8 protein-coding genes are annotated in these 14,214 nt (G+C 71.9%); 4 read left to right on the top strand and 4 right to left on the bottom strand.

Going from position 1 to position 14,214, the window contains the following annotated elements:
- Positions 1-61: 61 nt before the first annotated feature.
- The gene (locus tag ABEB28_RS20675; protein ID WP_345729806.1) at positions 62-1,300 is read right to left on the bottom strand and encodes a polysaccharide biosynthesis protein; all 1,239 of its coding nucleotides are present in this window, start codon (positions 1,298-1,300) and stop codon (positions 62-64) included.
- Positions 1,301-1,425: 125 nt separating this feature from the next.
- Between ABEB28_RS20675 and ABEB28_RS20670 the strand changes: the two genes are divergently transcribed.
- Both ABEB28_RS20670 and ABEB28_RS20665 read left to right on the top strand, forming a co-directional pair.
- Entirely contained in the window at positions 1,426-3,318 is a 1,893-nt protein-coding gene (locus tag ABEB28_RS20670) for an MmpA family trehalose lipid delivery protein (RefSeq protein WP_345729805.1), read from the top strand.
- Positions 3,319-3,437: 119 nt separating this feature from the next.
- Complete coding sequence (locus ABEB28_RS20665) at positions 3,438-3,587, top strand: DUF2613 family protein (protein ID WP_345729804.1); 150 nt, start codon at positions 3,438-3,440, stop codon at positions 3,585-3,587.
- Positions 3,588-4,045: 458 nt separating this feature from the next.
- Here the strand turns inward: ABEB28_RS20665 and ABEB28_RS20660 are convergent, their stop codons facing one another.
- Positions 4,046-5,164, bottom strand: coding sequence for a glycosyltransferase family 4 protein (locus ABEB28_RS20660; protein ID WP_345729803.1), 1,119 nt, complete (start codon positions 5,162-5,164; stop codon positions 4,046-4,048).
- Positions 5,165-5,210: 46 nt separating this feature from the next.
- Here ABEB28_RS20660 and ABEB28_RS20655 point away from each other — a divergent pair, with 46 nt between their 5' ends.
- Positions 5,211-6,029, top strand: coding sequence for a class I SAM-dependent methyltransferase (locus ABEB28_RS20655; protein WP_345729802.1), 819 nt, complete (start codon positions 5,211-5,213; stop codon positions 6,027-6,029).
- Complete coding sequence (locus ABEB28_RS20650; protein WP_345729801.1) at positions 6,026-10,372, top strand: alpha-(1->3)-arabinofuranosyltransferase domain-containing protein; 4,347 nt, start codon at positions 6,026-6,028, stop codon at positions 10,370-10,372. The genes ABEB28_RS20655 and ABEB28_RS20650 overlap by 4 nt, the downstream gene beginning before the upstream one ends.
- Before the next feature lie 113 nt (positions 10,373-10,485).
- Here ABEB28_RS20650 and ABEB28_RS20645 read toward each other — a convergent pair whose 3' ends face one another.
- Positions 10,486-12,066, bottom strand: a complete 1,581-nt coding sequence (locus tag ABEB28_RS20645) for an acyltransferase family protein (RefSeq protein WP_345729800.1) — start codon at positions 12,064-12,066, stop codon at positions 10,486-10,488.
- Positions 12,063-14,045, bottom strand: coding sequence for a hypothetical protein (locus tag ABEB28_RS20640; protein WP_345729799.1), 1,983 nt, complete (start codon positions 14,043-14,045; stop codon positions 12,063-12,065). The genes ABEB28_RS20645 and ABEB28_RS20640 overlap by 4 nt, the downstream gene beginning before the upstream one ends.
- Positions 14,046-14,214: the final 169 nt, after the last annotated feature.

Below are 14,214 nucleotides of genomic sequence, written 5' to 3'. Positions count from 1 at the left end.
CGCCGAATCCGCTTCCACGGCGGTCGTGGAGGCGGATTCGGCGTAACTGGGCGCGCGACCGTCAGGTGGGTAGGACGCTGGCGGGCTCGGGCGCCGGACGAGGGCTCGACGAGCCGGAACGCAGCAGCAGGACCGCGACCAGCACACTGCCCATCGCGGTCACCAGCGCGATCACCGCGGTGTGGGTGAGGGAGTACGGACGCCAGGCCAGCACCGCGACCGCCTCGAAGGCCGCCGCCGCCCAGAGCGGCGCCGCCACCCACCGGGAACCGGCCGCGATCCGCGCGGTGAGGAACAGGTTGACCAGGGCCCACCCGGCCCCCGCCGCGGCGAACAGCCACACGTCGTCTGCCAGGCCCGCGTACTCGCCCTTGCCCGCGACCCGGACCGCCAGGTCACCCGCCACGACGGTCGCCAGTACGCCGATCAGGCCGGCCGCTCCCACCACCACCGTGCTGACCAGCAAGGCGCGCCGCTGCCCCTGTGCCAGCCGGGGCAGCGCGACCACCGCCACGACCTGCGGGGCCCAGTACGCCGCGTTGGTGAGGATCGCGCCCACCGCGTACTCACCGCTGACCTCGGCCGGCAGCACCGCCCTGGCCAGCAGCAGGTCCGCGTTGACCAGCGCGAGCATCGCCAGCATCGCGCTGCACGCACCGAGCACCTCGCCGATCCGCGGAGCACCCGCCCCCGGGCCCAGCCGCACTGGCCGGGAGAGTGCGTACGCGCCCACCAGCGCCAGCGCGCCGCCGATCGCCACGCCGAGCAGCGTCGTGAACGCACTGCGCCCGACCACCAGCCCGATGAGTCCGCCGCCCGAGCGTCCGACCGCCACGACGGCGGTGAGCACCGCGAGTCGGCCGAACCGCTCGGCACCCTGCAGCAGCCCCAGGTGGATGCCTGCCGCGTTGAGCGGCCCCACCGCGGCGGCGAGCGCCACCGCGGGCCAGACACTCGGCAGGTGCAGCACGGCGGCGATCAGCGGAGAGGCCAGCACCAGCACGGCGGACGTCCCCACCGACAATCGGACACCGGTCGCCACCAGGCGGGTGGGGTCGCTGGTCCCGCGCGCGGTGCGAACCGCGGCCACCGTCTGGGTACCGACCTGGAGCACGGTCGCGACCGTCAGCAGCGCGATCAGCGCGCCGAGGGCCCCGTTCTCGTCGGTCTCCAGCAGCCAGTTCCCGCCGAGCCGCAGCCCGTAGGCGAGCACGTTGGCCGCCATCGCGGAGACCGCGACCAGCGTGGCCCCGGCGGCGAAGCGTGCTGCGGCGATGCTGGCCGGTTGCGGCTCGGACATGTGCCTCCTCGCACTTGTCGTGCCCCGGATACCGTGACACTCCGGTATCCGGAAAGTGCCCCAGCCTAACTACTCGCGGGTAGGTTACGGGCCGGTCGGCGGCAGATCGACAACGCGGAGGGCACGTGACTCGACGCGCGGCAGAGTATGCGCTTGCGGCGGTCCTCGTGCTCCTCATGCTCGGCCCGGCGCTGGGCCCCGGATACGTGCTGGCCTACGACATGGTCGCCACCCCGCGCGTCCCGTTCTCGGCGGCGTCGCTGGGCTGGGGCGACGGGTTGCCGCGCGCCGTGCCCCAGGACGCCGTTCTCGCCCTGCTCACCACCGTGGTGCCGGGCTGGCTGGTGCAGCACGCCGTGCTGGTCGCGATCGTCTGGCTCGCGGTGGTCGGTGCGGCGCGGCTGGTGCCGAGCGAGCGACTTCTCGTCCGGCTGGTCGCCGGGGCGGCGTACGGGTGGAACGCGTTCGTCGCCGAGCGTCTCCTGATCGGACACTGGGGGTTGTTGCTCGGCTACGCTGCGTTGCCGTGGATCGTCCGGGCCGCTCGGGCGGCCCGCTCCGGCGCGCACCCGGCACCCGTCGTGGGGTGGTGCGCGCTGGCCGCGCTCACCCCGACCGGTGGGCTGGTCGCCGCGGTCACCGCGTCCGTGGTGCTCTGCTGGCCGTTCCGGCGTGCAGCGGACGCCCAACCCGCGGACGCCCAACCCGCGGACGCCCAGCCGGCGGACGCCCAGCCGGCGGACGCCCAGCCGGCGGACGCCCAACCCGCGGACGCCCAGCCGGCGGACGCCGAGCCCTCGGACGCCGAGCCCAAGGACGCCGCGCCGGCGGACGCCGCGCGCCCGGTCACCGGGCCGCGGCCGGGGTGGGCGCTGGCGGTGCTGGCTCTCAACGCCCCCTGGGTGGTCGCCGGAGCGGTGGCGCGGGTGAGCGCCGTATCGGACCCGGACGGCGTCGCGGCGTTCGCGGCCCGTGCGGAGAACTGGTCGGGGACGCTCGGCGCGCTGCTGGGGCTCGGCGGGATCTGGAATGCCGAGGTGGTCCCGGCGAGCCGTACGACCGTCGTCGCGCCCCTGTTCACGCTGTTGGTGCTCGCGGTCGCCGTAGCGGGATTCCGCCCGCTGGTGCGCGCCTGGGGGCGCGGACCGGCCGTCGCACTCGCCGTCGTCGCGGCGGGGGCGCTGGGAATCGCCGCGGCCGGTGCGCTGCCCGGCGGCGGGCAGGTGCTGGGCTTCCTCGTCGCGCACGTGCCCGGCGCCGGCCTGCTGCGGGACGGGCAGAAGTTCCTGGCGCCCTTCGCGCTGGTGCTCGCGGTGTGCTTCGCGCTCGGCGTCGAGAGGCTGGCGGACGCCATGCGGACGCGGAACGCCGGGCCGATCGCGGTCGGCGCGCTGCTCGCGGCGTTGGTCTACCCGGTGGTCGCGCTACCGGACCTGGCCTGGGGTGGCGTCGGGCGGCTGGAGGGCGTGCGGTACCCGGACGACTGGGACCGGGTCGCCGAGACGCTGGCCGCCGATCCCCACGGCGAGGTGGCCGTGCTGCCGTTCTCGACGTTCCGGGCGTTCGGCTGGAACGGGAACCGCACGGTGCTCGACCCGGCGCCGCGGTATCTCCCACTCGACGTGGTGGTCGAGGACGCGTTGCCCGTGGACATCGGCCGCGGCGACGGGGTGGTGGGCGGCGAGAGCGGCCGGGCCGCCGACGTCCGGGCCGCGCTGGCGGCGGGACGGTCGCTGACCACCGCCGACATCCGCTGGGTCCTGGTGGAGCGCGGGACGCCCGGACCGGTGCCGACGACCGCACTGGCCGGTTACCGGGTCGTCTGGAGCGGTCCGGAGCTGGTGCTCTACCGGGCCGAGTCAGCGGTCGAACCGCCGCGCGGCTCTGAAACGGTACGGGTAGCGGCGGTCGCGGGTGGGTACGCCGTTGCCGTTGGCGTTCTGCTCGGAGCCTTGGCATCATGGGCCCTCATCAGATCGCGGAGGTTTTCCACCGTGGGCGGAGGGCGGCGCGACTAGGCACTGACCTGAGCAGCGAACTGAATTTGGAGTTCAGGCTGCGCAATCAGGTCAAGACTTCCCGCGCAGACCTACTGCTTGGTAACGTCACCACCGCTTCATATGTGGAGGGAGCCATAATGAGCTCGTTTCTCTCGATCATCGTCGCTGCCGTGATCGGCGTCGTACTGGCGGTCGCGACCACCATCGGGATTGTGAGCATCAGCAAGCAGTCGCCCGAGAACACGCCGGCGGTGAGCAAGCCGCTGGTGCAGTACGGGCACCGCTGAGGTCACAAACTGGTCGCCTTGCTGCTCACAGTGAGCAGCTGACCAGTGGTTTTGCCGGGTAAGGGTCGGCGCTGCTGCAGTTGATCAACTGCGGTGCGTCGGCCTTTTTCCATCGGTGCGCGCGTCCGGCTGACCGTCCGTGCCGTCCGACTCGCGCCACGGATCGCCGTGGGCGCCACCGTCCGGACCCGCTGGGGTCCAAATCCTGTTTGTCGGGGATGTGTCCTCGCACGGAATCGCTCGCGACGATTTCTTCGCTCGTCGATAACAATTCGGTCGCGACAAATTGGCTGGCGGCTTAGTGCCCGCTCGGGGCGAGTTGCCCATTCTTCGCAGACCGGTCCCGAAATGCATGCGGTACTTAGCGGATAACAGCGCGTAATCGTCCGCTGGACGCTGGTGCCGCGCGGTCCCGTTGTCCCGCGCGGCTCCCGCTCTGGTCTCGCTTGGGCGGTACGTCAGCCGGTGATCTCGTCGACCAGCGCCGCAAATCGCTTGCCGGTCTCGTCCCAGGTGAAACGGCTCGCGTGGGCACGCGCGGCCTCGCCCATCGACGTCCGTAAGCCGTCGTCCTTGACCAAGCGGGCGCAGTGCTCGATGAACTCGTCCTCGTCGTCGGCGAGGAAGCCGGTCTCACCGTCGACGACCGACTCCGCAACGCCGCCGGCGTTGCGGAACGCGATCGCGGGCGTCCCGTGCGCGGCGGCCTCGATCACCGAGAGGCCCCAGCCCTCCTTGAGCGAGGGCACCAGCATCGCCCAGGACTCGGCGAGGAGCCGCTGCTTCTCGTCCTCGTCGACGAAACCGGCGAAGCGGACCCGCTCGCTGATCCCGAGCCGGGCGGCCTCCTCGCGTAACGGGTCGAGCCACCAGCCCTGCCCCGCGACCACCAGGCGGACGTCCGGATGTTCGGCCGCCAGCCGCTGAACGGCGCGTAACGCCACCTCGACCCGCTTGTGCGGGACCAGTCGCCCGAGGACGAGCAAGGTCGGCGCGGACGCGCGAGCCCGCGGCCGGGGGTCGGGCGGCGGCGTTCCGTTGTGGATGATCGTGATCCGGTCGGCGTCCACCCCGAGTTCGGTCAGCTCGCCCCGCGTCGACTCGGAGACCGCTACGTAGCGACACGTCCGGTGAACTCGAGGTGATAACCAGGACTCCACCCACCAGCCGAACCGGGCCGCGACCGGGCCGAGCACGACCCGCCACTGCTCGCGGTGGACGTGGTGCACGAGCAGTACGACCGGTGTCCGCGCGTAGAGCCGGGAGAGGAACGGCAGTCCGTTCTGGACGTCGACCACCATGGCCGGCCGCCCCAAGCGACCGCGCAAGTACTCCCAGGCAGCTCTCGCGTACACGGTGTGACGGCCGCCGCGGCGCACGATCCGGACGCCGTCCGGAGTGACCTCCTCCGGCTTGCCGTGCTCGTGCGCCGCGCACATGATCGTCACCGGGTGGCCCCGCCGGGCCAGTGCCGCGGCGACTTGCTCCGCGTACAGCTCGGAGCCGCCGCCCTCGGGATTGCGAAGATCCCGCCAGTTCAGAATGAGTACGGCGGGTAGAGCAGCGGTTTCCACCACGCGTCTCCCTACCAATCAGTAACCTTGCCGCGACACCGTACGACACTTGGCCCGTCCGGAGGGACGAATCGCGTTGATCGACGTTTCAGGGAGCTCGACCGGCATCGCAGCCGACGGGCGCCAGCTGGTCGTACCGCCGCACGGAACGCTCCGCCGCTCGCTCGCGCTGTTCCGCGCGTTCCGGGTCGAGCAGACCGACCCGGACTACTTCTACGGGATGCTCGCGGCCGACTCGGCCCGCCAGGTCGCCCGGTACGCCGACCTGGACGGCAAGACCGTGCTGGACGTCGGTGGTGGCCCCGGCTACTTCGCGGACGCGTTCCGCCGCATCGGCGCCCGCTACGTGGGCATCGACGCCGACGCCGGTGAGCTGGCGGCCCGCACCGAGCCGGGGCCGGGCACACTGCTCGGCAGCGGGATGGCGCTGCCGATCCAGACCGGCGCGATCGACGTCTGCTACTCGTCGAACGTGCTCGAGCACGTCGACAAGCCGGAGCTGATGGCGGACGAGATGGTCCGGGTGACCAAGCCGGGCGGCGTCGTGTTCCTCTCGTACATGCTCTGGTGGGGCCCGCACGGCGGCCACGAGACCTCTCCGTGGCATTACCTCGGCGGCCGCTACGCCGCTCGCAGGTACAGCCGGAAGCAGGGACACCCCCCGAAGAACGTGTTCGGCGAGAGCCTCTTCCGGATCACGGCGGGAGAGATGATCCGCTGGGCCAAACAACGCCGCGCCGACGGTAGGGTCGAGATCCTCGATATCGTGCCGCGCTATCACCCCGATGGCTTCAAGTGGGTGGTCCACGTGCCTGGTGTACGGGAGATCGTGACCTGGAACCTCGTGCTCGTGCTGAGGGTTCGGTGACCGCCACCGCGGTCACCGGTCCTGACGACGAAATCTCCGAAGAGCGCGCGGCGGATCGCGCGCCCCGTCGGGCTGCGCCGCCCACCTCGCCGACCGTCCGTCGGGTCCGGCTGATCGGGGTGGCGCTCGCGCTCGTCGTCCTGGCTTTCCTGCAGAAGCCGGGCGACATCGCGGCCGACACCAAGCTCGACCTGGTCGTCGACCCGGTCGGTTTCCTCGGCCGGGCGCTCGGACTGTGGGACCCCACCGGCTACGCCGGTCAGCTGCAGAACCAGGCCTACGGCTACCTGTTCCCGATGGGCCCGTTCTTCGTGCTCGGCGACGTCCTGCAGATCGACGCCTGGATGGTGCAGCGGCTCTGGTTCGCCGCGCTGCTCGTCGGCGCGTGGGGCGGTACCTACCGGCTGCTGAACGCGCTGCGGATCGGTACGCCGACGGTTCGGGTGATCGCCGCGCTGACGTACGCGCTGGCACCCCGCATGCTCACCGAGCTCGGCGGAGTCTCGTCCGAGGTCATTCCGTTCGCGGTCGCACCCTGGGTGCTCGCTCCGCTGGTGTTGGGTGCCCGCCGTGGCTCGCCACGGCGGGCCGCCGCCGCGTCCGGGGTCGCGTTCCTGTTCGCCGGCGGGATCAACGCCGCCGCCGCGCTCGCGATCCTGCCGTTGCCCGCCTGGTGGCTGCTGACGCGCGCCAAGGGACCGCGGAAGAACGCGTTGATCCGCTGGTGGGTGCTGGCGATCGGGCTGGCATCGCTCTGGTGGGTCGTGCCCCTGCTCGTGCTCGGCCGGTACAGCCCGCCGTTCCTGGACTGGATCGAGTCGAGCGCGTTCACCACGTCGGCCACCTCGCTGCTGGACTCGTGGCGCGGCACCACCCAGTGGGTGGCACGCATCTCCGGCCCGGACGGCCCCGAGTGGACGGCCGGCTGGGTGCTGCTCACCGCCCCCGCCGCGATCATCGCCACGGTGCTGGTGGCGGTCGTCGGGCTGGTCGGCGCGGTGCAGCGCAGCAACCCCCACCGGCTGTTCCTCGGCGGTGGGCTGGTGATCGGCCTGGCGCTGATCACGTTCGGCCACACCGGTGCGCTCACCCCGCCGTGGGCACCGTTCGCGCAGGACCTGCTCGACGGGCCGCTGAGCCCGTTCCGCAACATCCACAAGTTCGACCCGGTCATCCGGCTGGTCCTCGCGGTGGGCCTGGCGCACCTGCTGGCCGCGATCCACCCGCTCCGCGGCCTGCGGATGCGCGACCTGCCGGTCGCCGCGCTCGTCCGGGTCGCGGTCGCAGCGACTCTGCTGGTGAGCGCGGTGCCCGCGTTCAGCGGCGACCTGGTCAACCGGTCTCGCCCGACCGAGTACCCGACCTACTGGGCGGACGCCGCGGACTGGCTGGCCGACAACGCGGGCGAGAGCCGCGGCCTGGTCGTCCCCGGTGCGCCGTTCGGCCTCTACTACTGGGGCCGCACGAACGACGACGTACTCCAGCCACTGGCGGAGAGCGGCTGGCTGGTCCGGGACGGCGTTCCGCTCAGCTCGGCAGGCAACATCCGGCTGCTCGACGCGTTCGACCAGTTGCTCGCGGACGGGCAGCCCTCGGCCGGGCTCGCCACCGCCCTCGCCGGAGCGGGCATCGGCTACGTCGTCGTCCGCAACGACCTGGACTGGCGTCGCGGGCGGGCCACCCGGCCGGAGCTGGTCCACGAGGCGCTCGACGGCTCACCGGGCCTGGAGCGGGTGAAGACGTTCGGACCGGAGCTGACGGCAGCGGGCGACCTGGTCGACCGCAAGCTCTACGACCCGAAGATGGCCTCGTACCCCGCGGTCGAGGTCTACAAGGTGACCGACGAACCGGCGACCGTCCGCAGCGTTCCGCTCGACAACGTCCTTCGCATGGCCGGCGGCCCGGAGGCGACGCTCTCGCTGGCCGAACAGGGGCTCCAGGTGGGTCGGCCCACGGTGCTGGCCGGCGACGACCGGCTACTCGGCGACACGGTCGGGACGCCGGTCGTCACCGACACGCTGAGACGCCGGGAGGTCAACTTCGGCGAGGTCCGGCACAACATGTCGGCGACGCTGACCGAGGACGAGCCGTTCGTGGCCGATCGATCTGCCCACGACTACCTCAACAGCGACGACCCGTCGCTGCTCACCGTCGCGCGGTACACCGGGGTCACCGGGTTCAGCGCATCCTCGTCCGGTTCGGACGTCGACGCGGCGATCTCCCACGACGCGGCCCACGCGCCGTGGTTCGCGGTGGACGGCGACCCGAACACGACCTGGGCCACCGGCAGGCCCGGTGCGGTCGGGCAGTGGCTGGAGCTGGAGTTCGATCACGACGTCAACCTGAGCGCGATCACGCTCCAGTTCGACGACAAGCTCAAGCTCGGACCCAAGCCGACGAAGCTCGACGTCACGACCGACCGCGGTACCCGCTCGGTAACGGTGACCCCGGACAGCAAGCCGCAGCGGGTGGCCACGCCGAGCGGCACCACCCGGAAGCTGCGCCTGACCGTGCGCGCGGTGGACGGCGACCCGGCCCGGGCCGGCGGCGTCGCGATCGCGGAAGTCACCGTGCCCGGCGTGAAGGCCAGCCGGACGCTGGTCACGCCGGACGTCGGCGGAACCGACCCGGCGATCGTCGTGTTCCGGGCCGCCACCAGCGGGCACGGTGACTGCCTGACGTTCGCCGACCGCCCGGTCTGCCTTCCGGACGTGTCCACGCCGGCGGAGGAGCCGACCGGCATCGACCGCACGTTCACCCTGCCGGCGGCGGCCGCCTACGCGGTGACGATCTCGGCGCTGCCGATCTCCGGCACCGCGCTCGACGCGCTGCTCGCCCCAGGGCCCGACGGCGCGGTGGCGACCAGCGCGGACACCGGGTACAACGATCCGCGGACCCGGCCCCAGGCGGTCTTCGACTCCGACCCGGACACGGTCTGGATCGCCGAGCCCGGCGTCCAGGCTCCGGTGATCTCGGTCGAGCTGCCGGAGGAGCGGAAGGTCACCGGCCTCACGATGCGGCTGGACGGAACCGCGACCGCGGCGCCGCCGAAGACGGTGCAGGTCACCACCGACACCGGCCGGACCCAGATCGGGGCGGTGCTGCCCAGCGGGTCGACGAACGTCGTCCGGTTCGCCAAGCCGCTGACCGGGACGAAGTTCGACATCCGGATCGTGGAGACGTCCGCGGCGGTCACCACGAACGCGGCGAACGGGTACCAGGAGCTGTTGCCTCCGGGCATCGCGGAGCTCCGCCTCGTGGGTGCGGAGGACACGGTCGAGGCGGTCGACCCGGAGACCGTCGTCCAGCTGGGCTGCGGTCAGGGCCCGACGCTGCGGATCGACGGCCGGACCGTGCAGACCCGCGTCGTCGGCCCGGCCACCAGCACGACCGCCGACAGCGCCGCCGCAGAGGGGCAGTCCACGCCTAGTGAGCTGACCGTCGGCGACCTGCTGGAGGAGCGGCCGGTGAAGGTCGAGCCGTGCGCGGCCGCCGGCGCGGAGCCGGTCGACAGCGATCGGCCGGTCGCCGACCTGGAGCTCGCCGCCGGCGAGCACCGCATGCAGCTGATCGGCACCGAGAACCTGCGGCCGGTGTCGGTGATGCTCGCTCCGCTGGGCGCCACCGGTATCCGGTCCACCCAGCGGACCGCCGACGTCCGCGACTGGGGGTCGACCTCGCGGAGCGTCGACCTGGGGCCGTCCGACCAGCCGAGCGTGCTGGTCGTGCCGGAGAACCACAACGAGGGCTGGAAGGCGTCGCTGGCCGGGCAGGATCTGGTGCCGATCCGGATCGACGGTTGGCAGCAGGCGTGGATCGTGCCGGCCGGCGACGGCGGCACCGTGCAGCTCAGCTACCGGCCCAAGTGGATTTACTGGGGCGGCCTGTTCCTGGGCTTTATCGCCGTGCTCCTGTTGCTGGTATTGGCCCGGTTGGGCCGGCCGATCGGCCGGACGACGCCCTCGACCGCCGAGCCCGGGACACCGGAGGCGCTCGCACCGGTCGAGGCCGGCCGGACGCCGCTCGCCCGCCGGTTGCCGCTGTTCCTCCCCGCCGTGATCGGGGGTCTGCCGGGGCTGGTGGGCACCGTCCTGCTCTGGCTGCTGGTCCGCAAGACCAAGTGGGGGAACACGCTGGTGCGCTGGCTTCCGCTGGTGGGCGCCACCGCGCTGCTGGCCGCCGGCATCGCGGGTGCTTACCGGCCGTACGCGAAATCCGAGGAGCCCTGGGCCGGCACCTGGCCGGTGCAGGCGCTCTGCCTCGCCGCGGTCGTCGTGGTGGCGGTCGTGGCGGTGCACCCGCCCTCGTCGGAGGACGCGACCGAACTGACCGAGGACGACTAGGCCTCACCGGTCAGGCACGCAGATCGGTCCCCGGGTGGCGCGCCACCCGGGGACCGATTCGTTCGGGCCTGTTCTGCCTGGGATCCGTGCGAAGTCGGATCCGTGTCGGAGTCTCAGTCGGCGGGGCGCCGTGGTGCCGGGGGAGTCGCCGGCCAGCTGGGCGGCGAACCGACGGGCGGCGGACCGACCGGCGGGACGCCTACCGACGGCAGGTCGAGCGGCACCGAGTCCTGCGGCGGCGGCGGAAGGTGCGGGATCGGCTCGGTGGTGCGCTCGTTCTCCGGCTCGGGTGCACCCGGCTGCTGCGGCACCCAGGGACCGAGCTGCACGGGATGCTGGTAGTCCCACCGCACGGTCGGCTCCGGGGGCTGCGGCAGCGCTGGCTGCTCCTCCGGGTCCGGGAGCGCTTCCGGTGCCGGCTCCGAGTCGACGGCCACCGGCGTCACCGGGGCGACGGCCGGGGCCGCGTCGCGGGCCTGGATGTCTGCCGCACCGTGGCGGGTGCGGCGACGGATGTAGTTCTGCGCCGGTCGCTCGAGCAGTCGGTAGCTGAGCGCCGCCGCGACCACCGCGGCCAGCACGGTCAGCGGGAAAAGCGTGCTGTACCCACCCCGGAACAGCTCCAGGTTGAGCGCGTCCACCAGCACGAACATGATCACGAGGTGGAACAGGAAGACGCCGTAGCTGATCTCGCCGAGCCAGCGGACCCGCCGGTCGACGAGCGCGGCGCGCAGCGGGTGCGTCCGCCCCCCGGCCGGAGCCGGCGACACCAGCGGCAGCAGCATGAAGAACGCGGTGGCGCCGTAGAGCAGGTGCTTCGCGATCCACTGCGACGTCGTGGCGGGCGCCAGCGTGTACGGGCCGGCGACCGGCGTCATCGACAGCGCGAACAGGATCCCGGCGATGATCCAGCAGGTGCCGGGCGCCGTCGCCAGGTCCTCGGCGAGCTTGCGCAGCCGGGGCCACGCCCCTACGGACGCCGCCGAGGGCAGGCAGGCCAGGATCATCCCGAGCGCGAACCAGTCGAGGTAGCCGGGCAGCCACTGCAGCGCCAGCCAGTCGTCCCGCATCGTCGGGATCTGGTGGATGACCAGGCCCCACAGCGGGCCGATCGCGAACAGGACGGCGAGCGCGATCGTCTGCCTGCGCATGATCCGGCGGGGGCGACGGCCCTTCAGTGACACCGCGGCGATCAGCGGCAGCGCGAGGTAGAAGGACATCTCCACGACCAGGCTCCAGATGTGGGTGAGCGCCTGGTGCGGGTTGTCGCCGAAGTAGATGTGGGTGAGCGTCGCGTACTCGATCCAGTCGATCCAGGTGGTCTTCTGGATCGTGAACCCGACCGGGTGCTCCCACGGACGGACCAGCATCGTGACCGCGAGTAACGCCCAGTACGCGGGGAAGATCCGGGCGAACCGCCGTAACAAGAACGCCTTGCTCTCCGGCCGGGGCCGGAGGTCCATCGCGGCCTCGACGAACGGCCGGTAGAGCAGGAAGCCGGAGAGCAGGAAGAACAGCGTCACGCCGAAGTCGAGCCGGGCCAGGAAGGGCGCGAAGAAGCCGTCCACCGCCCGTCCGGTCTGGAACCCGACGTGGGTGCCGACGACCGCGAATGCGGCGAGCGCCCGCACCCCGTCGAGTACGTCCAGATGTCCGCCCGCGCGCGTGACGACGCGGGGTGCCGACGCGGTCACAGCGTCGGCTCCGGACGTCCGGCCTTCGCGGCGAGGCAGACGATCGCGTCCGGATCGGTGGTGCTGACCACGACCCGGTCGTACGCCTTGTTCGGCGTGCCGAGCATCAGGGACGAGTACTTGCCGGTGTTCAGCGTCGGCTCGGCGAAGCGCCGGGGCGCGAACGTACGCGCCCCGTCGGCGAGTCGGACGGTGACCGTGGTGGGTGTCTGCGACAGGTAGTCCAGCCGGAGATACGAGTCGGGGTGGGGCATCCGTTTGTTGAGCCTCACGGTCACCGACCCGACGCCGCGTAACGGATGCGCGCAGAACACGCCTGGCTGATCGGCACTGGTGGCCTCCTCCACGAAGCGGGCCCGGAGCAGGTGGCCTCCCTGGTCGAACATGTACATGGGTCCGGATGCATCGTCCCATCGCACGGCGTCCGGTAGGTGCCGTTCGACCGGACGGAAGACGTCGGAGGTGCGACGGTTGGTGCTGATGAAGTTCGCGACCGTGCCCGCCACGAAGGTGTCGTAGATGGCTATCGGGCCTTTCGCGGTGTTCGTTTCGAGATCGCGGAGCGCGGTCGTCATGTAATCCCGGATCGGGTTGTCCACCCAGCGCTTCTCGAAGGAGCCGACCGTCGTGCCGTAGCTCAGCGCGTACGCGACGACGGCGATCACGAGGCCGATTCCGACCGGCCGGGTGACCCCGCCGCCCGAGGGCTCCGGCGCGCTGCCGTCCGCAGGGGCGTCCCCGGCCGGCTGCTCGTCGCGCCCGGTCGCAGTCGGGTCGGGCTCCTGCGGCCAGATGCCGAACCGGCCTCTGTCGGCGACCGCCACCGGGTCGGGGACGACGAGCAGCATCACCGCGGCGAGCACGAGCGGGATGGTGAGCTCGGAGAAGTAGTGGAAGTTGCGGGCCAGGATCACGCCGACGTACTCGAACCGACCGGCGGCGAGCAGGACCGAGGTTCCGACCAGCACGGTCGCGGGCAGGAGCCACGCGCGCAGCGCCCACCAGCCGTTCCGCCGGACACCCAGGGCGGACAGCACCACCGCGGCGAGTTGCCCGGCGATGATCGCGACCGCGCCGGGTGAGGACGCGCTGTAGTAGACGACGTCGAGGGAGAACCAGGTCCACGGGCCGCCGACGAGCGACGGGGCGAGCGACCCCACCCACGCGTCCGAGAAGAGCTCCCAGGTGTCGCCGATCGACGGGGTCTTACCGGACGACGCGTAGTCGCCGGTCAGGAAGACGACGAAGAACGCGACGATCGGAAGCGCGTAGATCAGCCAGGCGAGCCACGACCGGAACAGCGCGCGGATCCGTGCCCGGATGCCGCCCCGGCTCAGGTAGAGCAGCGTGAGCAGCGGGGCCAGCGCCACGCTGAGCACAGCTTTCTCCCAGAAGCACACCGCGAGCAGGACGCCGAGCGCGCCGATCGCCGCGTACCCCAGCGCCCGGGTGGCCTCGTACCGGATGTGCATCACCAGCAGCAGCAGGATGCCGATGTGCGTGGGCACCAGGTTGACGCCGCTGGACAGCGAGAGCAGCGACGGCACCAACAGCGGCGAGAACGCGTAGAGGCCGAGCGCGAGCAGCGCCGGCCGGCCGGGGCCCAGCAGCTGGGCGAGCAGATACGCCATCAGCAGCGTCGCCACCGTCTGGAGCAGCAGCCGGACCACGACCGTCGAGTCGTTGTCGTAGGGCGCGAAGTACGCGCTGATCCAGTAGAAGGTGCGCAGGCCCGGCGTCAGGTGGTCGTTGAGCGGGAGCGTGATGTAGTCCCACCCGAACGGGTGCTTTCCCGCCTCGGCGGTCATGTCGATGTCGTCGAGGTAGAAGTAGCCGGCGACCCCCATCGCCCCGATGACGACGCCATGGACCGCCGCGATCACGGCTGCCACGAGTGCGTACGGGTGGAGCCCTCTGGTTCCACCGATGCGCCGCCTCGGCTCACCGCGCGGTGGTGCCGTCGGCACGTACGTCGTCATGTCCTCACACCGTCCTCGTCGCCGGGTTCGGTCGGTCGCTTCCGCACGTTCGCTACCGGCGAGTAGTCAACTCGTGCCGGACCGTGTAAGCCAGCCACGACCTGCGGAGATATCCCACGGAAAACTGCTTCAGGGAACCATGCGAATGCGCCCCCGGTGAGTTTACTCA

This window comes from Cryptosporangium minutisporangium (assembly GCF_039536245.1).
Classification (GTDB): domain Bacteria; phylum Actinomycetota; class Actinomycetes; order Mycobacteriales; family Cryptosporangiaceae; genus Cryptosporangium; species Cryptosporangium minutisporangium.
This window is presented reverse-complemented; position numbering and strand designations above follow the sequence as displayed.